This is a genomic window from Nonomuraea sp. NPDC049480 (genome assembly GCF_044465905.1).
Lineage (GTDB): Bacteria > Actinomycetota > Actinomycetes > Streptosporangiales > Streptosporangiaceae > Nonomuraea.
In genome coordinates this window covers 25,094-43,188 of the sequence record NZ_JBITMD010000023.1, presented here as the reverse complement: position 1 = coordinate 43,188, position 18,095 = coordinate 25,094, and the positions used below count along the sequence as shown (strand labels likewise).

Here is an 18,095-nt window from a genome sequence, read left to right as displayed (position 1 = left end):
CGGTAACCTGCAGGGTGGCCGTCACGCTCTTTCTCGACTCACCCGGCGCCGGGCCCATCACCGTGCAGCAGTCGCCGCTGGCCGAGTTGTGCGCGTGCCTGCACGTCCTCGACGAGCCCGGCCACCACCCCGCCAGCGCGGGCTGGGTGGCCAGGGCGCACCGCGACGCGGACGGCGGGCTGCTGGCCACGGCCGCCGCCTGGGCGCCGCTCTGGGGCCCCTTCCGCGCCCGCTATCTGCTGCCGCTGTCGGCGGGGCCGCGGCGCACGCTGGCCGCCGAGCTGCGGGCGGTGGCCGAGCTGCCCATCGGCGACTTCGTGGCCATGACCGTGCAGGCCCTGATCGGCAAGAACGAGACCGAGCTGGCCCCCAGGCTGGGCGACGACACGCTGCACCGGCTCCGGCTGATCTCCACCAGCCGTATGGAGATCGGCGCCAGGCTGCGCGCGGACCCGGAGGCGTTCCGCGCCGAGTTGCTCGGCTTCCTCGCCGCCTTCGCGGCCGCGGCCTTCGACGCCGAGTGGCCCGCGCTCCGTCCCGCCCTGGACCGCGACGGCGCGCTGCGCGACCGCGACCTGCGTAACAAGGGCGCCCAGGCCCTCGCCGACTACCCGACCGCCGCCGCCACGGGCCCCGCCTCCGGGCCGCTGCGGATCGTGTTCGACAAGCTCTACAACGCCACCGCGCGGGTTCACGCCGGGCGTCCCTGCCTGCTGGTCCCCACGGTGCACGGGCGGCCGCACTTCGTGATCAAGCACTATCCCGGCTATCCGGTCGTCATCCAGTACAGCCCCGACGAGGCCGCCACGCCGTCGCTGGAGACGGCCAGGCGCCGGCTCGCCGCCCTCCAGGACCCGACCAGGCTGCGGCTCTGCTACGCGATCCTGCGCAACCCGGTGGCCACCGCCGAGCTGGCCACGCAGCTCGGCATGACGGCACCCCAGGTCTCCAGGCACCTGCGCAGGCTCAGGGAGGCCGAGCTCGTCCACACGCACCGGCGCGGCTCGGTCGTCTACTACCAGCTCGACGCCGCCGCCGTCGAGCGTCTCGGGCCCGACCTACTCTCCGTCCTGTACCGCTGAGGGCGTGGCCGGGGGTGAGGCCGCCGCGGCGACCGGCATGCCGGGGAACGCGGGCGGCTGGGCGGGGCGGAAGGCGTACGCGCGAGTCGTCGCCTCCTGCATGGCCAGCGCGGCGTAGCGGCGCAGCGCCGCGTCCTGCGCGGCCACCAGCTCCAGGTAGGCGGCCGTGACGCCGCTCTCCAGGTGTGCCGCCAGCCTGGCGGCCAGCGTGGCGTTGGACGGGAAGAACGGCAGCGCGTAGGACGCGTCGGGCTCGGCCGGCCGGCCGCCCCGCGTCGTGATGAACGAGCGCAACTGGTCGCGGCGCGCCCGGTGGGCGTCGAAGGCCGCGGTCATCCTGGCCCGCAGCGAGCCGGAGGTGCGCGCGCCCAGCAGCCCGTACGCGAACACCGCCGCGTGCTCGGCCGCCAGCGCCTTGCGCAGCTTTTCGACGTCGTCGCCGTTCACAGCGACCTCGGCAGGGCGACGGCGTGGGCGGCCTCGCAGGCGCCGATGCTGGCGATCAGCTGGGCCACCCCGGGCGAGACGCTCGCGAGCTGGCGCGTCCGCAGCGCCGCCGCCTTGCGCTCGAGGTCCCGCAGCCGCGACAGCGAGGCCTTCGGCGTGGCGGACGGCGACGGCGACGCGGGGGCCGAGGCGGAGGCGGTGAGCGTGACGTGCTTGCGCAGCTCGTTCAGATGGGCCTGATGGCGGTCCCTGAACGGGACCAGTTTCTGCGCCCCGCCCGCGATCAGCGACGAATAGAGCGCGATCGTGCGTTCCTTCTCGGCGACCAGCTTTTTCAGCAGGATCGTCTCGGGGGAGTCCGGGGCCTGGGCGGACGGCTGCGGAGGGCCGGAGGCGCTGCAGGCGGTGAGAGCGGCCGCTCCGCCCGCCAGCATGGCTCGCCGGGAGAGGTGACGCGGGCGCACGAGCTTAGACCTCCCAGTACTACGGCATCGGTAGCATCGTACGGGCTGGCGCCCGGGATCGCTGTCAGGCGACGCTCGCCATTCGACCATGCCGAGTGGCGCTCTTTCCGTGCCCTCGTACGGATAGGGTGTCAACTATCGTCGCTGGCTGAGCGGCCGGACGGCGGAGAGCCAGTGGCGAGGTCCGCCCGGCTGAGACATGACACATAGGGGAGGTCGATATGGGCAGCGCATCACCCCGCGACCACCTGATGAAGCTCCTGGAGCCCGTGGTCAGCGCGGAGGGCCTCGACCTGGAGGACATCACGGTCACCCAGGCAGGCAGAAGAAGGCTGCTGCGTGTGATCGTCGACCGGGACGGCGGCGTGAGCCTCGACGACGTGGCCGACGTGAGCCAGGCCGTCTCCGCGGCGCTGGACGGCGACGACTCCATGGGCCACGCGGCCTACACGCTGGAGGTCTCCTCGCCGGGCGTCGACCGTCCTCTCACCGAGCCGCGCCACTGGCGTCGCGCGGCCACACGCCTGGTGAAGGCCGAGATGAAGGACGGCACCGTGGTGGAGGGCCGCATCATGGCCGCGGACGAGAGCGGCGTCGACATCGACGTCGCAGGGTCCGCGCGCCGGCTTGATTACGTGGACCTGACCCGGGGACGGGTGCAGGTGGAATTCCGCCGCATCGACGACGTCGACGGCGACGAAGGCTAAGGGGGAGCCGCCGTGGACATCGACATGAGCGTCCTGCGCAGCCTGGAGCGGGAAAAGGACATCTCCTTCGACCTGGTGGTCAAGGCGATCGAGGACGCGCTGCTGATCGCGTACATCCGGACCGAGGGCGCGGCCTCCAAGGCGCGCGCCGAGCTCGACAGGGGCACCGGTCACGTCACGATCTGGGCCGCGGAGCTCGACGAGGAGGGCGAGGTCGTCAGGGAATACGACGACACGCCCAACAACTTCAGCAGGATCGCCGCCACCACCGCCAAGCAGATCATCCTGCAGCAGCTGCGCGACGCCGAAGACGAGATCAACTTCGGCGAGTTCGCGAGCCGCGAGGGCGAGCTGGTCTCCGGCGTCATCCAGCAGGGCAAGGACCCTCGCGTGGTGCTCGTCGACCTGGGCAAGATCGAGGCCGTGCTGCCGCACGCCGAGCAGGTCCCCGGCGAGGACTACGTGCACGGCGAGCGCATCCGTGCCTACGTGGTCCAGGTGAAGAAGGGCCACAAGGGCCCCTCCGTCAGCCTGTCGCGCACGCATCCCGGGCTGGTGAAGAAGCTGTTCGCACTGGAGGTGCCGGAGATCGCCGACGGCACCGTGGAGATCGCAGCGGTGGCTCGCGAGGCGGGGCACCGTACGAAGATCGCGGTCAGGTCGCGCAAGCCCGGCGTCAACGCCAAGGGCGCGTGCATCGGCCCGATGGGCTCGCGCGTGCGCAACGTGATGACCGAGCTTCACGGCGAGAAGATCGACATCATCGACTGGTCGGAGGATCCCGCGGAGTTCGTCGGGAATGCCCTGTCGCCCGCCCGCGTTTCTCATGTCGAGGTTCTCGATTTGGAGGGGCGCGTCGCGCGGGTGACGGTGCCCGACTACCAGCTCTCGCTGGCCATCGGGAAAGAGGGGCAGAACGCCCGGCTGGCCGCGCGGCTGACGGGATGGCGGATCGACATCCGGCCCGATACTCAAGCGGAAGATGCCGCCGGTTCCGTAGATGCGTCAACACGGTAAGCTGGAATATGGTGGCCAAGCGGCCCCACAGCGCACCTGTGTGGGCTGCAGGGTTCGCACGGCTAAGTCCGAGCTGCTCCGCCTGGTGCAGGTCGAGGATCATGTGGTCCCTGACCTGCGAGGACGGCTTCCTGGCCGGGGTGCATCGCTGCATCCGTCCTTGAGCTGTCTGGAGCTTGCCGAGCGTCGCCGGGCGTTTCCGCGCGCGTTTCGCGTGGCGGGACCGCTTGACGTCTCGCCTGTGCGGGCGCACCTGGAGGGAGAACCACGAAATGTCATGTAGGACGCCGAGTTGATGGGCGGAGTCAGATTGCTATGAGCGCCTGATGAGCACGCGGCGATGAAGACGTCAAGGTAGCGACGGTCCGGACGGCACAGCCAGCCTCCCGGGCCGAGTAAGGGAGTGCAGTGGCGAAGGTCCGGGTATACGAGCTCGCTAAGGAGTTCGGCGTAGAGAGCAAGGTCGTCATGGCCAAGCTCCAAGAGATGGGAGAGTTCGTCCGTTCGGCGTCCTCGACCATCGAAGCGCCGGTGGTCCGCAGGCTCACCGAAGCTCTGGGCGCATCGAAGGGTGGGCCCTCCAGGGGCGGCGGACAGCCGTCCAACAAGCCGCAGCCGCCAAAGGCTGCTCCCCGGCCGGCGGACAGCCAGGCCGGCAACGGCGCCCCGCAGGCGCCGGTTCCGACTCCTCCGCGCCCGGGTCCGGCTCCCAAGCCCGGCCCCGGTCCGCGTCCGGGTCTCGCGGGCGGCGATCAGCCGCGTGGCGATCAGCCGCGCCCGCCGGTGCCCATGCCTCACCAGCAGCAGCCCGAGGCCGCGCGTGGTGAGGCGCCTCAGGCTCCGCAGGCGCGCTTCGAGAGCGGCGCGCCCGCCCGGCCGACCCCGGGCCCGCGTCCGAGTCCGGCTCCGCGGCCGTCAGGCCCCAAGCCGGGTCCGCGCCCGGGTCCCGGTGACAGCTCCGCGCAGGCACCGCGTCCCGGTGGACAGGGTGAGCGTGGTCCGCGTCCCGGTGGACAGGGTGAGCGCGGTCCGCGTCCCGGTGGACAGGGTGAGCGCGGTCCGCGTCCCGGCGCCGGGCCGAAGCCCGGTCCGCGTGGTCCGCGTCCCGGCAACAACCCGTTCTCGTCCACCGCGAGCGGCATGGGCCAGGCCCGTCCGCCGCGTCCCGGTGGCCAGCGCGACGGCGGCCCTCCCGGCCAGCGCGAGCGCCGCGACGGTCCGCCACGTGACGGCGCGATGCCGCGTCCGCCGCAGGGCCGTGGGGGCGACAGGCCCACTCCTGGTCCTCGTCCCGGTCCGCCTGCCGGCGGTCCGCGTCCGGGTCCCGGTGCGGGCGGTCCCCGTCCGGGTGGCCCGCGTCCCAATCCGATGATGATGCCGCAGGGTCGTCCTGCCGGTCCGGGTGGCGGTGGCCGTCCGGGCGGTGGTCCCGGTGGCGGCGGTGGCGGCGGTGGCCGTCCCGGTGGCGGCGGTGGCGGCGGTGGCCGTCCCGGCGGCGGTGGCGGCGGCGGTCGTCCCGGCGGCGGTTTCGCCGGTCGCCCGGGTGGCGGTGGCGGCGCAGGTCCGCGCACCGGCACCGGTGGTCCCGGTGGTGGCGGCGGCGGTTTCGCCGGTCGTCCCGGTGGCGGCGGTCGCGGCCGTGGCGGCGGCACCGCGGGAGCCTTCGGGCGTCCCGGCGGCCGTCCTACGCGTGGCCGTAAGTCGAAGCGGCAGAGGCGCCAGGAGTTCGACAACATGTCGGCGCCGGCGATCGGCGGCGTGCAGGTCGCTCGCGGCAACGGCGCGACGATCCGCCTTCCGCGCGGCGCGTCGCTGTCCGACTTCGCCGACCGTATCGGCGCCAACCCGGCCGCGCTCGTGCAGATCATGCTGCACCTCGGCGAGATGGTGACCGCGACCCAGTCGGTCAACGAGGAGACGCTGCAGCTGCTCGGCGCCGAGCTGGACTACAACATCCAGGTCGTCAGCCCGGAGGAGGAGGACCGCGAGCTTCTCGAGGCCTTCGACATCGAGTTCGGCGAGGACGAGGGCGACGAGGCCGACCTGGCCGCACGCCCGCCGGTCGTGACCGTCATGGGTCACGTCGACCACGGTAAGACCAAGCTGCTCGACGCCATCCGCAAGACCAACGTGGTGGCGCGCGAGGCGGGTGGCATCACCCAGCACATCGGTGCTTACCAGGTCTCCGCCGAGCACGAGGGCGAAGACCGGAGGGTCACCTTCATCGACACCCCGGGTCACGAGGCGTTCACCGCCATGCGTGCCCGAGGCGCCAAGTCCACCGACATCGCGGTGCTGGTGGTCGCGGCCGACGACGGTGTGAAGCCGCAGACGATCGAGGCGCTCAATCACGCCCAGGCGGCTGACGTCCCGGTCGTGGTCGCGGTCAACAAGGTCGACAAGGAGGGCGCGGACCCCAACAAGGTGCGGGCCCAGCTCACCGAGTACGGCCTGGTGGCGGAGGAATTCGGCGGCTCGACGCTGTTCGTCGACATCTCGGCGAAGAACGGCACGGGCATCGAAAACCTCCTCGAGGCGATCCTGCTCACCGCGGACGCCGAGCTCGACCTGCGGGCCAACCCGACGATGGACGCGCAGGGCATCGCGATCGAGGCGCACCTCGACAAGGGCCGTGGCCCGACCGCGACCGTCCTGGTCCAGCGCGGCACGCTGCGCGTCGGCGACTCGATCGTGTGTGGCGAGGCCTACGGCCGCGTCCGCGCGATGCTCGACGACAACGGCGACGCGGTCGAAGAGGCCACGCCGTCCCGTCCGGTCCTGGTCATGGGTCTGACGGCCGTTCCGAGCGCCGGTGACAACTTCATCGTCGTCTCCGACGACCGGATGGCCCGGCAGATCGCCCAGCAGCGCGCGGCGCGCAAGCGCAGCGCCGACATGGCGAAGTCGAGCCGTCGCCGCACCCTCGAAGAGCTGTTCAGCGACCTCGAGAAGGGTCGTGTCGACGAGCTCAAGCTCATCATCAAGGGTGACGTGTCCGGTTCGGTCGAGGCCCTGGAAGACGCCCTGCTCAAGATCGATGTCGGCGACGAGGTCAGGCTCCGTGTCCTGCACCGCGCGGTCGGCGCGATCACCGAGTACGACGTCAACCTGGCCGTCGCCGACGACAACGCGGTCATCATCGGCTTCAACGTCCGCCCCGAGCCTCGGGCGCGCGACCTGGCCGAGCGCGAGGGTGTCGACATCCGCTACTACTCGGTCATCTACCAGGCGATCGAGGAAATCGAAGCGGCGCTCAAGGGCATGCTCAAGCCCGAGTTCGAAGAGGTCCAGATGGGCACGGCGGAGGTCCGCGAGGTCTTCAAGGTGCCGAAGATCGGCAACGTCGCCGGTTCGCTGGTCCGCTCCGGCCTGATCGTCCGCAACAGCAAGGCCAGGATCATCCGCGACGGCGTCGTCATCGCGGACAACCTGACCGTCTCGTCCCTGCGTCGCTTCAAGGATGACGCGACCGAGGTCCGCGAGGGCTTCGAGTGCGGCATCGGTGTCGGCTACAACGACATCAGGATCGACGACGTCATCGAGACGTTCGAAATGCGGGAGAAGCCGCGCGTGTAACACGCGGCCGGGCGCCCGGCGGGACATCCGCCGGGCGCCTCTCGCACGCCAGGCCTGGTTCCCACCGCAGCAGGCCGGTCGTGCGTCACCACACCAGGCCAAGCGGTGGTAGCCAACGATGTATGTGGGTGCTCTGACCCTGGACATCCTGCTCGGCGACGTGCGGTCGCTGAAGCAGAAGCGCTCTGCCGTCCGGCCTCTGGTCGCCGAGTTGCAGCGACGTTATCCCAGCATCGCGGTGGCCGAGACCGGCCATCTCGACCTGCATCGCAGAGCTGAGATCGGCATCGCGGTGGTCTCCGCCTCCGCGGGTAACTGCAAAGAGGTGATGGACGCCTGCGAGCGGATGGTGGCCTTCCGCCCTGAGATCGAGCTGCTGTCGGCCCGGCAGCGCCTCTACAACGACGAAGATTGAACGACAGCACGGCCAGGTCGTGCGTGAGGGGGAGCGAACATGGTGGATGCCGCACGAGCGCGCAAGCTCGCCGACCGCATCCAGCAGATCGTCGCCGAGATGCTGGAGCGCCGGATCAAGGATCCACGCCTGGGCTTCGTCACCGTGACCGACACGCGCGTCACCGCCGACCTGCGTGAGGCGACGGTCTTCTACACGGTGTTCGGCTCCGAGGCGGAGCGCGCCGACAGCGCGGCCGCCCTGGAGAGCGCCAAGGGGATCATCCGTTCCGAGGTCGGCCGCCAGACCGGCGTGCGCTTCACCCCGACCCTGACGTTCACGCACGACCCGCTGCCCGACAGCGCCCGTCAGCTCGACGATCTGATCAACGCCGCGCGAGCCAGGGACGCCGAGGTCGCGCGGCAGGCCCAGAACGCCGCGTACGCCGGGGAGGCCGACCCGTACAAGAAGCCCGACGAGGGCCCCGATGACATGACCGCGCGCGCGGCCGGGGACGACCAGGCGTGACGCCCGACGTACGAGACAGGGCCGACCGGCCGGCGCGGGTCGGGACCCGCGACCGCGCCGGCGGCGGCGCGATACCGGAGAGCGCCTGGGACCGGGCGCTGCACCTGATCGGGCGGGCCGACGAGGTCGCGCTGGCCTGCCACGTGACGCCCGACGGCGACGCGCTCGGCTCGATGCTGGCCGTGGCCTTCGTACTGCGGTCGATGGGCAAGCGGGTCGTGGCGTCGTTCGGCGACCGGCACTTCGCGGTGCCGCGCCTGCTGGGGTTCCTTCCGGGGCAGGAGATGCTGGTGCCGCCGGAGGAGTTCCCGGCGGCCCCCGCGCTGCTGATCACGTTCGACTCCTCGACGTTCGAGCGGCTGGGGTTGCTCAGCGACAACACCGCCAGGGCGGCCGAGGTCGTCGTGATCGACCATCATCCGTCCAACGCCGGGTTCGGCACGCTCGCGCTCATCGACGCCACGGCGGCGGCCACGGCGATGCTGGCCGAGCAGCTGATCTACCGGCTCGGCGGGCGGCTCGACCGGGACATCGCCACGTGCCTGTACGCGGGCCTGGTGACCGACACCGGCTCGTTCCGCCATTCCTCGACCACGCCGGCCGTGCACCAGATGGCCGCCCGGCTCGTGGCGACGGGGCTGCGTACCGACGAGATCGCCCGCGAGCTGTGGGACCGCTCGCCGTTCGGCTACCTCAAGGTGCTGGCGGCCGCGTTCGACCGGGTGACGCTGGAGGACGGTCCGGCGGGCGGCATGGTGTGGACGTACGTGACCCGGGTGGACCGGGCCGCGTACGGACTACCGTATTCCGAGCTCGAAGGCATCATCGACATCGTGCGGCGCACCGACGAGGCCGAGGTGGCGGTCGTGCTCAAGGAGGACGACCAGGGCGCCTGGCAGGTGTCCACCAGGTCCAAGGGCACCGCTGACGTGGGCGCCGCGTGCGCGGCGCTGGGCGGTGGCGGCCACCACAACGCGGCCGGATACACCTCGCACGCCAGTGTCGAGGACACCATGGCCGCCCTGAGGCGAGAGCTGGGGAAGGCGTGATGGCCGAAAGCGGTCTGATCATCGTCGACAAGCCGGGCGAGTGGACCTCCCACGACGTGGTCGCCAAGATGCGGCGCATCGCCGGCACCCGCCGCGTGGGGCACGCCGGCACGCTCGACCCGATGGCGACGGGCGTGCTCGTGATCGGCGTGGAGAAGGCGACGAGGCTGCTCGGGCACCTGACGCTGACCGAGAAGGTGTACGAGACCACGATCCGGCTCGGCGTCAGCACGAACACCGACGACGCCGAGGGCGAGGTCATCGCCACCGCCTCGGCGGCCGGCGTGACCCCCGCCGAGATCCACAAGGGCGTCGCCGCGCTGACCGGGGAGATCATGCAGATCCCGCCGCAGGTCAGCGCGATCAAGGTGAACGGGCAGCGGGCGTACAAGATGGCGCGGGCGGGCGAGGAGGTCGAGCTGTCGGCCCGGCCCGTCACGGTGCGGGCGTTCGACGTGCTCGGCATCCGGGCCCATGACGACGTCGTGGACGTGGACGCGGTCGTGACCTGCTCCAGCGGCACCTACATCCGCGCGCTGGCCCGCGACCTGGGCGCGGCGCTCGGCGTCGGCGGGCATCTGACGCGGCTGCGCCGTACCAGGGTGGGGCCCTATGACCTGTCGCTGGCCAGGACCGTCGAGCAGCTCGCCGGGGAGTGCGTGATCCTGCCGATCGGGGAGGCGGTGACCGCGGCGTTCCCGCGCAGGGACGTGACCGCCGACGAGGCCCGGGTCATCGGGCACGGCGGGCGGCTGCCCGCCACCGGCCTCGGGAAGGGGCCGATCGGCGTGTTCGGGCCGGACGGGGCGCTGCTCGCCCTGGTCGAGGAGCAGGGCCGGACCGCGAAGCCGCTCGCCGTGTTCGTCAGCTAGCGGTGGGTTTGCGGGCGACGATGATGTCGCGGACGATCGCCTGGTCCACCCAGTGTTCGAAGTCGGGATAGCTCATCACCTGGAGACCGGCGGCCGTGAGGATCTCCGCCAGGTCTGAGCTCTTGCCGCCATAGGTGTTCCAGGCGATGCCCATCGCGCCGCCGGGGCGCAGCAGCTCCGTCCAGACGGGGACCGCGCCGCGCAGCAGCTCCAGAGGGCTGCGGGACAGGCCGGAACCGCCCTTGCTGCCGTGCTGGACCCCGTAGGGGGCGTCGGTCACCAGGACGTCGAACGAGCGGGGCTTGAAGAACTCGCGGCTCTTGAGGGTGTCGGCGTTGACCATGGCCAGTTGCTGCACGTCGCCGGCCTTGACCGCCTCCTTCGACAGGCCGAAGGTGACGTTCAGCCGCCGCCCGACGAGGGCCCGCTCGCGGCGCACCGGAACGGTCTCGGCGGTGTGCTTGAACCGTTTGTTGCGCAGCCAGGTCTTGATGAAGCCGGCGTACGCCTCGAAGTCCTTGCCGTCGACGTCGATCCCGTAGGCGTCGTAGCCGTACATGAGGGCCTGGTTGAGCGTCGTGCCGCGGCCGCACAGCGGGTCGAACACCGACAGCCGCTCGCCCAGCCCTTTGCCCGAGGCCAGCACGGTGACGTTGAGCAGCAGCTTGGTGAAGTGCTCGTTGGTCTTGCCCGCGTATTTCTGGATGGTGATCAGGTCGCTGGTCAGCCGGTCGAGCGGCTGCATCCGCAGCGGCCTGAGCAACTCGCCCTCGATCCCAAAGATTGCGTAAACAGAGGAAAGGTTCGACAAAAGCGCGACGTCCGCCTGGGCAAGCGGCTCCGCCGTCTCGAACGTCACGTAAGGCACGCCGCCGATCGTCGTCTCCTCGCTGCCCAGCACCTCGCCGCGCAGCGCCTGCGCGTCGAAGACCGCCAGCTCGCTCCTCGTCAGCCGGACGGAGCTCTCGCCGTAGACCCGGTTGAAGGCAGGCAGGATCAGAAGCGCGTATCGAGGCATGATTCCCGATCCTATCTGGGACTCCGGCCCCTCGATTCGAGTTAACCGTGACGCCCGTGGCAGGCTTGTGTCGGATTGATCCGCCACGAGCGAATGGGGCCTAGCGTGCTGGATACGGGAAGGTCTGTCGTCACCATAGGCGTGTACGACGGGGTGCACCGCGGGCATCAGCGGGTTGTCGAGCGGGTCGTCGCCATCGCCCGGCAGCGGGGGCTGCGGGCCGCCGCCGTCACCTTCGAGCCCCATCCGGACGAGGTCGTGTTCCCCGGGTCGCACCCGCATCGGCTCACGAGCCCCAGGCGCAGGGGCGAGCTGCTGACGGGGCTGGGGGTGGACGAGATCGTCGTGGTGGAGTTCACGCTGGAGCTGTCGCGGACCAGCCCGGCCGACTTCGCCCAGTCGGTGCTGGGGGAGCGGTTGCGGGCCGCGGTCGTGGTGGTGGGAGAGAACTTCGTGTTCGGACAGGGTGCGAGCGGCGATATCGATACATTGCGGACGCTGGGCGATAAGTACGACTTCGCGGTGGAGGTTGTGCCCACCCTCGACGACATCTCCTCGACCGCCATCCGCGAGCGGCTCGTGGCCGGCGAGGTCGAGGCCGCCGCGGCCGCGCTGGGACGGCCGCACCGCGTGGAGGGCGTGGTCGTCCGCGGCTACCAGCGGGGGCGCCAGCTCGGCTTCCCTACCGCGAACGTCGAGACGCCGCAGCACACGGCGATCCCCGCCGACGGGGTCTACGCGGGGTGGTTGCAGTGTGTGCCGGTGGCGAACCTGCCGACCCTGTATCCGGGGGAGCGGTGGCCGGCGGCGATCTCGGTCGGCACCAATCCGACGTTCGAAGGGGTGCCGCGGACGGTGGAGGCGTACGCGCTGGACCGGGACGATCTGGAGCTGTATGGCGCGCACGTGGCGGTGGAGTTCGCCGCGCGCCTGCGCGGCAACACCAGATTCGAGTCCATCGACGCCCTCATCGCCCAAATCCACGCCGACGTCGACGCTGCTCGTCGTCTCACGCGTTAACAGCCCTTTCTTCCTTTACGCGTCGCCGTGGCCCGCCACCCGACGCACTCCGGCCTGCGTCGCCTGTCAAGGCGCACCCCGCATCCAGCGGCACACCACCCAGGGGACGAGCACCGGCCTCCGCATATCGGGCGGTTCGTGAACCGTGAAGGTTCAGCCGTGGGTGCGGAGGGACTCCAGCAGGCGGGACAGGGCCGCCTGGGTGTCGGCCAGGTCGTTGTTGTCCGGCCTGGCGGACCGGGCCAGCCACAGGGCCGCTTCGTTCATCGCGCCCGACAACAGGCGGGTCAGTGGCGCGACCGGCTGGGCGGGGATCGTCCCGTTGCCGATGAGGATGGCGAGCGCCTCGGCCAGGTGCTTGGCCGAGGTGGCCTCGTCGATCGCGCGCCACTCGTTCCAGCCCAGCACCGCGGGGCCGTCGATCAGCATGATCCGCTGCACCTCGGGGTCGGCGCCGGCCGCCACGAACGCCGCGCACCCTGCCTTGAGCCGGTCCCATGGATCGCCCGCCGCCTCCGCCGCTCGGACCACCCGGGCCGCCACCTCCTGCTGCACCTCCTCCAGCACGGTGCGGAAGAGGTCGGCCTTGCCGGCGAAATGGTGGTAGAGGGCCCCTTTGGTCACCCCTGACTCCGCCACGATCTCCGCCAGGCCGACCGCGACATAGCCCTTGGTCGCGAACAGCCGCCTGCCCACGGCGATCAGCGTCCGCCTGGTGTGTTCCTTCTGCTCGGTCCTGGTCACCCGCACCCCTTTGACATACCTCTGGTATGTGAATTAGCGTACCCTCGCATACCGTTGGTATGTGAACAGAGAGGGGAATGCTCATGGAGCTCAGCAGCTTCTACCCGGTGGTCTGCGCCGCCGACGTCGCCGCGTCGAAGGACTTCTACGTGCGATTGTTCGGGTTCGAGGTGACGTTCGAGGCCGACTGGTATGTGAGCCTGCGCCGCGGGGCGTACGAGCTGGCCCTGCTGGATCACACGCACCCGACGCTGCCCGCGGCCTACCGGCGGCCGGTGGGCGGGCTCCTGCTCAACTTCGAGGTGGCTGACGTCGACGCCGAGTGGGAGCGGCTGGTGGTGCGCGAAGGGCTGACGCCGGAGCTGGCGCTGCGCGACGAGGACTTCGGTCAGCGGCACTTCATCGTGGCCGACCCCGGCGGCGTGCTCGTCGACGTCATCACGCCCATCGCGCCGTCCGGCGAGTACGCCGAGCTGTACGCGTCCGGTGCCGGACATGAACACCCGAGCACCCTGGACTAGGTGGTAACCTTGCATGTCGGCATTGTGACGGCGGCGCTGCGCGCTGCCCATGACGGCCTTCATGCGGCGACTGTAGGCACGCACGGTCGTTCGCACTTTCGTCACATTCGCGCGTGCCCGTAGATTGAAGGAGAGCCGTGTCTCTCGACACCGCTGCCAAGAAGTCCATCATCGGCGAGTATGCGACGGTCGAGGGCGACACCGGGTCGCCCGAGGTGCAGATCGCACTGCTCAGCAAGCGCATCAGCGAGCTCACCGAGCACCTGAAGACGCACAAGCACGACCACCACAGCCGTCGTGGCCTGCTTCTGCTCGTCGGTCGCCGGCGCCGCCTGCTGAAGTACCTGCAGAAGGTCGACATCCAGCGCTACCGTTCGCTCATCGAGCGGCTCGGCCTGCGCCGATAGCATGAAAGGGAGCGGCGCTCATGCCGCTCCCTTTCTCATATGGGTAGTCCCATACGAGAGACCGCCGGGCGCGTGGCGACGTGAAAACGCCCACGCCCCTGACGTACAACTGAAGATCCGAGACACACAGCCCCCGCGTCCGCTCAGCACCATGCGACCCGCGACGCCTGCGGGCCGGTCCTCGGTAGTGGCTTCCGGTAGACGTGACAGTGACATCTGACCGTCACCTTTAACCGGGCGCTTCGATCGAAGACCGGCGCTGCACCTAACGAGGGTGCCGGTGAGAAAAGGGCGCGGGTGACCGACCACAAGGAGGTCCCCCGTGGAGGGTGTCCACACTGCTGAAGCCGTCATAGACAACGGCTCATTCGGCACACGCACGATCCGGTTCGAGACCGGTCGTCTCGCTCGCCAGGCGGCCGGCTCCGCCGTCGCCTATCTCGACAACGACACGATGGTGCTGTCCGCCACCACCGCGTCCAAGAATCCGAAGGAGCAGTTCGACTTCTTCCCGCTCACGGTGGACGTCGAGGAGCGCATGTACGCCGCGGGACGCATCCCCGGCTCGTTCTTCCGCCGTGAGGGCCGTCCGTCCGAGGACGCGATCCTGACCTGCCGCCTGATCGACCGGCCGCTGCGCCCGTCGTTCGTCAAGGGCCTGCGCAACGAGATCCAGGTCGTCGCCACCATCATGGCGCTCAATCCCGACCACCTCTACGACGTGGTCGCGATCAACGCCGCGTCGCTGTCGACGCAGCTGGCGGGCCTGCCGTTCTCCGGCCCGATCGGCGGCGTGCGGGTCGCGCTGATCGAGGGCCAGTGGGTGGCGTTCCCGACGCACCACGAGCTGGAGCGGGCGACGTTCGACATGGTCGTGGCGGGCCGCGTGCTCGGCGACGGCGATGTCGCGATCATGATGGTCGAGGCCGAGTCCACCAGAGACACGCTCAAGCTGGTCGCCGAGGGTGCCGTCGCGCCCACCGAGGAGACCGTCGCGCAGGGCCTGGAGGCCGCCAAGCCCTTCATCAAGGTGCTCTGCGAGGCGCAGTCGCGCATCGCGCAGGTCGCGGCCAAGGAGACGGCCGAATATCCGGTCTTCCTGGAGTACCAGGAGGACGCCTACGCCGCGGTCGAGTCCGCGGTGAAGTCGGAGCTGGCGGCCGCGCTGACCATCGCCGGCAAGCAGGAGCGCGAGAGCGAGCTGGAGAAGGTCAAGGCGCTGGCCGCCGAGAAGCTCCTGGCCGACTTCGAGGGGCGCGAGAAGGAGATCAGCGCCGCGTTCCGCTCGGTGATGAAGAAGCTCATGCGCGAGCGCGTCGTCAAGGAGGGCGTGCGCATCGACGGCCGCGGGACCAAGGACATCCGCGAGCTGTCCGCCGAGGTCCACGTGGTGCCGCGGGTGCACGGCTCGGCGCTGTTCGAGCGCGGTGAGACCCAGATCATGGGCATCACGACGCTCAACATGCTGCGCATGGAGCAGGTCATCGACACGCTCAACCCGGAGCGGACCAAGCGCTACATGCACAACTACAACTTCCCGCCCTACTCCACCGGCGAGACCGGCCGGGTGGGCTCGCCCAAGCGCCGCGAGATCGGCCACGGCGCGCTGGCCGAGCGGGCGCTGATCCCGGTGCTGCCCACGCGCGAGGAGTTCCCGTACGCCATCCGCCAGGTCTCCGAGGCGCTCAGCTCCAACGGTTCCACCTCGATGGGCTCGGTCTGCGCCTCCACGATGGCGCTGCTCGACGCCGGTGTGCCGCTCAAGGAGATGGTCGCCGGCATCGCGATGGGCCTGATCGGCGAGGGTGACACCTACGTCACCCTGACCGACATCCTGGGTGCCGAGGACGCCATGGGCGACATGGACTTCAAGGTCGCCGGCACCAAGGACGTCATCACCGCGCTGCAGCTCGACACCAAGCTCGACGGCATTCCCGCCTCCGTGCTGGCCGCCGCGCTCAAGCAGGCCAAGGGCGCCCGCCTGGCGATCCTCGACGTGATGCAGGAGGCGATCGACTCCCCGGCGGAGATGAACCCGACCGCGCCGCGCATCATCACCATCAAGGTCCCCGTGGACAAGATCGGCGAGGTCATCGGCCCGAAGGGCAAGATGATCAACCAGATCCAGGACGACACGGGCGCCGAGATCACCATCGAGGACGACGGCACGATCTACATCGGCGCCACCGACGGCCCGGCGGCCGAGGCCGCGCGGTCGGCGATCAACGCGATCGCCAACCCGCACATGCCGGAGGTCGGCGAGCGCTACCTGGGCACGGTCGTCAAGATCGCGGCCTTCGGGGCGTTCATCTCGCTCATGCCGGGCAAGGACGGCCTGCTGCACGTCTCGCAGATCCGCAAGCTGCACGGCGGCAAGCGCATCGAGAACGTCGAGGACGTGATGAGCGTCGGCGAGAAGATCCAGGTGGAGATCGCCGAGATCGACGGCCGGGGCAAGCTCTCGCTGGTGCCCGTCGAGGTCATCGAGAAGGAGGCCGCCGAGAAGGAGGCGAAGGGCGCCGAGGGCGACGACGAGGCCCCGCAGCCGGAGGAGGCCGCCGCGCCGGGCGAGGACAAGTCGGAGCGGCCGCGCCGCACCCGCACGCGCGTCCGCACCCGGAGCAGCAGCGGCGGCGACGGGGACGACCGGAACTCGTGAGCGAGCGTAGCGAGTGAATCATCAGACGCAGCGGCTTGCCACGAGGCCGGAGAAGGAGGCCTCGTGAGCACACGTAGCGAGGGCAACCAGCAGACGCAGCACCTTGTTCGAGGGGCCGGAGACGGAGGCCTCGTGAACACCACGACGCTGCATCCTGGCAAGGACGGGGCTGGGGTCGTCCGGCGCACCGTCCTCCCTGGTGGGCTGCGCGTGGTGACCGAGACCATGCCGACCGTGCGGAGCGTCGCGGTCGGCATGTGGGTCGGCATCGGCTCGCGTGACGAGGCCCCCGAGCACACGGGGGCCACCCACTTCCTCGAGCACCTGCTGTTCAAGGGCACTCCGACGCGTGACGCGATGGAGATCTCCGCCTCCATCGAGGGCATCGGCGGCGAGATCAACGCCTTCACCGCGAAGGAGTACACGTGCTACTACGCACGTGTGCTCGACGATGACCTGCCGATCGCGGTCGACGTGCTCGCCGACGTCGTGACCAGCTCGCTGGTGACCGAGGAGGACGTCGAGTCCGAGCGGGGCGTGATCCTCGAGGAGATCGCCATGCACGACGACGACCCCTCGGACGTGGTGCACGAGCAGTTCGCCGCCGCGCTGTACGGCGACTCGCCGATCGGCCGTCCCATCCTGGGCACGGTCGAATCGATCAACGCGCTCGGACGTGACCGGATCGCCGAGTACTACCACCGCTACTACCGGCCCCGCCGCACTGTGGTGTCGGTGGCGGGCAACGTGCGCCACGAGGAAGTCGTGGAGCTGGTCGTCCGGGCGTACGAGCGGTCCGGGGCGCTGACCGGCCCGGCCGAGTTCGCCTCGCCCCGCACCAGCGGCCCCGGCGCCGACACCCGTTCGGGCGTCCGGGTGCTCGACCGGCCGACCGAGCAGGCCAACCTGGTGCTCGGCACAACCGGCCTGTCCCGTACGGACGAGCGCAGGTTCGCCCTGGGCGTGCTCAACTCCGCGCTGGGCGGCGGCATGTCGTCCAGGCTCTTCCAGGAGATCAGGGAGAAGCGCGGCCTGGCCTACTCCGCCTACAGCTACACCTCCGCGTACGCCGACACCGGCCAGTTCGGCATCTACGTGGGCTGCCTGCCGTCCAAGATCGACGACGTGCTCAAGATCTGCCGGGACGAGGTGTCCCGCGTGGTGGCCGAAGGGCTGAGTGAGGACGAGATCCTGCGCGGCAAGGGGCAGATGCGCGGCGGGCTCGTGCTCGGCCTGGAGGACACCGGCTCGCGCATGTCGCGCATCGGCAAGAACGAGCTGGTCTACGAGGAGCTCATGTCGGTGGACGAGGTGCTGTCCCGCATCGAGGCCGTCACTCCCGACGAGATCGCCGAGGTGGCCGGGGACGTGCTCAACCGGCCGCTCACGCTCGCCGTGATCGGCCCGTACGGTGACAAGGACTTCACCGACACCATCCGCTGACCTTGCCGTCGCCTCGGCGGTCGCGTTCGGCGACCCGCCGAGGCGGCGGTCCGCCGAGGCGAGCCCGGGCGCTGCCGCTCGTGGTGCCGGCGAACTCGCGCGGCTCGCGACAGGAGTGCGGGGTGGCACTCTGATGGGCGGGTTTCC

General features: G+C 70.4%; 18 protein-coding genes. 14 read left to right on the top strand and 4 right to left on the bottom strand.

Features of this window, described 5'->3' with window-relative positions; genetic code table 11:
- Positions 1-14: 14 nt before the first annotated feature.
- Positions 15-1,082: a DUF5937 family protein gene (locus ACIBX3_RS44885; RefSeq protein ID WP_397126755.1), complete on the top strand. Its 1,068-nt coding sequence runs from the start codon at positions 15-17 to the stop codon at positions 1,080-1,082.
- Here ACIBX3_RS44885 and ACIBX3_RS44880 read toward each other — a convergent pair.
- Together ACIBX3_RS44880 and ACIBX3_RS44875 are read right to left on the bottom strand one after the other, a co-directional pair.
- Positions 1,059-1,529 (bottom strand): ferritin-like domain-containing protein, encoded by a 471-nt coding sequence (locus ACIBX3_RS44880; RefSeq protein WP_397126754.1) that lies wholly within the window; start codon positions 1,527-1,529, stop codon positions 1,059-1,061. The genes ACIBX3_RS44885 and ACIBX3_RS44880 overlap by 24 nt on opposite strands.
- Positions 1,526-1,993 (bottom strand): hypothetical protein, encoded by a 468-nt coding sequence (locus tag ACIBX3_RS44875; protein ID WP_397126753.1) that lies wholly within the window; start codon positions 1,991-1,993, stop codon positions 1,526-1,528. The genes ACIBX3_RS44880 and ACIBX3_RS44875 overlap by 4 nt, the downstream gene beginning before the upstream one ends.
- Before the next feature lie 221 nt (positions 1,994-2,214).
- Between ACIBX3_RS44875 and rimP the strand changes: the two genes are divergently transcribed.
- The 8 genes from rimP to truB all read left to right on the top strand — a co-directional run bounded on the left by rimP (position 2,215) and on the right by truB (position 10,136).
- Entirely contained in the window at positions 2,215-2,700 is a 486-nt protein-coding gene (gene rimP / locus ACIBX3_RS44870) for a ribosome maturation factor RimP (RefSeq protein ID WP_397126752.1), read from the top strand.
- Positions 2,701-2,712: 12 nt separating this feature from the next.
- Entirely contained in the window at positions 2,713-3,717 is a 1,005-nt protein-coding gene (gene nusA / locus ACIBX3_RS44865) for a transcription termination factor NusA (RefSeq protein ID WP_397126751.1), read from the top strand.
- On the top strand, positions 3,701-4,000 hold the full coding sequence (locus tag ACIBX3_RS44860) for a YlxR family protein (RefSeq protein ID WP_397126750.1): 300 nt from the start codon (positions 3,701-3,703) through the stop codon (positions 3,998-4,000). Before nusA ends, ACIBX3_RS44860 begins: the two co-directional genes overlap by 17 nt.
- A gap of 125 nt (positions 4,001-4,125) precedes the next feature.
- Positions 4,126-7,293 (top strand): translation initiation factor IF-2, encoded by a 3,168-nt coding sequence (infB, locus tag ACIBX3_RS44855; RefSeq protein WP_397126749.1) that lies wholly within the window; start codon positions 4,126-4,128, stop codon positions 7,291-7,293.
- Positions 7,294-7,411: 118 nt separating this feature from the next.
- The gene (locus ACIBX3_RS44850; protein ID WP_397126747.1) at positions 7,412-7,708 is read left to right on the top strand and encodes a DUF503 domain-containing protein; all 297 of its coding nucleotides are present in this window, start codon (positions 7,412-7,414) and stop codon (positions 7,706-7,708) included.
- A gap of 39 nt (positions 7,709-7,747) precedes the next feature.
- Positions 7,748-8,215, top strand: a complete 468-nt coding sequence (gene rbfA / locus ACIBX3_RS44845; protein WP_397126746.1) for a 30S ribosome-binding factor RbfA — start codon at positions 7,748-7,750, stop codon at positions 8,213-8,215.
- A complete protein-coding gene (locus tag ACIBX3_RS44840; protein ID WP_397126745.1) occupies positions 8,212-9,264 on the top strand; it encodes a bifunctional oligoribonuclease/PAP phosphatase NrnA in 1,053 nt (350 codons plus the stop codon). The genes rbfA and ACIBX3_RS44840 overlap by 4 nt, the downstream gene beginning before the upstream one ends.
- Positions 9,264-10,136, top strand: coding sequence for a tRNA pseudouridine(55) synthase TruB (truB, locus tag ACIBX3_RS44835; protein WP_397126744.1), 873 nt, complete (start codon positions 9,264-9,266; stop codon positions 10,134-10,136). Before ACIBX3_RS44840 ends, truB begins: the two co-directional genes overlap by 1 nt.
- On the opposite strand, the gene ACIBX3_RS44830 is transcribed toward truB, so the two are convergent.
- Complete coding sequence (locus ACIBX3_RS44830) at positions 10,129-11,154, bottom strand: TRM11 family SAM-dependent methyltransferase (RefSeq protein WP_397126743.1); 1,026 nt, start codon at positions 11,152-11,154, stop codon at positions 10,129-10,131. The two genes, truB and ACIBX3_RS44830, sit on opposite strands and share 8 nt — an antisense overlap.
- A 93-nt stretch (positions 11,155-11,247) precedes the next feature.
- Between ACIBX3_RS44830 and ACIBX3_RS44825 the strand changes: the two genes are divergently transcribed.
- Positions 11,248-12,174: a bifunctional riboflavin kinase/FAD synthetase gene (locus ACIBX3_RS44825; protein ID WP_397126742.1), complete on the top strand. Its 927-nt coding sequence runs from the start codon at positions 11,248-11,250 to the stop codon at positions 12,172-12,174.
- 153 nt (positions 12,175-12,327) lie between these two features.
- On the opposite strand, the gene ACIBX3_RS44820 is transcribed toward ACIBX3_RS44825, so the two are convergent.
- Complete coding sequence (locus ACIBX3_RS44820; RefSeq protein ID WP_397126741.1) at positions 12,328-12,918, bottom strand: TetR/AcrR family transcriptional regulator; 591 nt, start codon at positions 12,916-12,918, stop codon at positions 12,328-12,330.
- Positions 12,919-13,001: 83 nt separating this feature from the next.
- Between ACIBX3_RS44820 and ACIBX3_RS44815 the strand changes: the two genes are divergently transcribed.
- From ACIBX3_RS44815 to ACIBX3_RS44800, 4 genes are all read left to right on the top strand, one after another.
- On the top strand, positions 13,002-13,439 hold the full coding sequence (locus ACIBX3_RS44815; protein ID WP_397126740.1) for a VOC family protein: 438 nt from the start codon (positions 13,002-13,004) through the stop codon (positions 13,437-13,439).
- Positions 13,440-13,576: 137 nt separating this feature from the next.
- The gene (gene rpsO, locus ACIBX3_RS44810; RefSeq protein WP_397126739.1) at positions 13,577-13,846 is read left to right on the top strand and encodes a 30S ribosomal protein S15; all 270 of its coding nucleotides are present in this window, start codon (positions 13,577-13,579) and stop codon (positions 13,844-13,846) included.
- Between the two features lie 322 nt (positions 13,847-14,168).
- Positions 14,169-16,505 (top strand): polyribonucleotide nucleotidyltransferase, encoded by a 2,337-nt coding sequence (locus ACIBX3_RS44805; protein ID WP_397126738.1) that lies wholly within the window; start codon positions 14,169-14,171, stop codon positions 16,503-16,505.
- A 132-nt stretch (positions 16,506-16,637) separates the two neighbouring features.
- Positions 16,638-17,948 (top strand): M16 family metallopeptidase, encoded by a 1,311-nt coding sequence (locus tag ACIBX3_RS44800; RefSeq protein WP_397126899.1) that lies wholly within the window; start codon positions 16,638-16,640, stop codon positions 17,946-17,948.
- Positions 17,949-18,095: the final 147 nt, after the last annotated feature.